Here is a 211-nt window from a genome sequence, read left to right as displayed (position 1 = left end):
GCGGCGATGTCGCGTGGGCGCACGCAGACTTCGCGCAGCAGACGTCCGACCTGCTTGAGGCATTCGTCGCCCTGGACATGGCCGTAGGTATCGTTGAAGTGCTTGAAGTGATCGAGGTCGCAAAGCATCAGCGTCAGCGGCCTGCTCTCGCGCCTTGCCGCAGCAATTTCGGCATGCAGCATGCGATCGAGGCCTCGACGATTGACCAAAC

1 protein-coding gene is annotated in these 211 nt (G+C 61.6%); it reads right to left on the bottom strand.

Annotation, left to right across the window (positions count from 1 at the left end):
* Positions 1 to 182, bottom strand: a 182-nt coding sequence (locus RRF55_RS29225; protein ID WP_439419486.1) for a GGDEF domain-containing protein, incomplete at its 3' end; no start/stop codon positions are given.
* Positions 183 to 211 lie beyond the last annotated feature (29 nt).

Origin of the sequence: Klebsiella sp. K47, assembly GCF_051858335.1 — a bacterium.
Classification (GTDB): Bacteria; Pseudomonadota; Gammaproteobacteria; order Enterobacterales; family Enterobacteriaceae; genus Klebsiella; species Klebsiella pneumoniae.
Note: the sequence above shows the minus strand (reverse complement) of the source record. Positions and strands in the feature narration are given on the sequence as shown.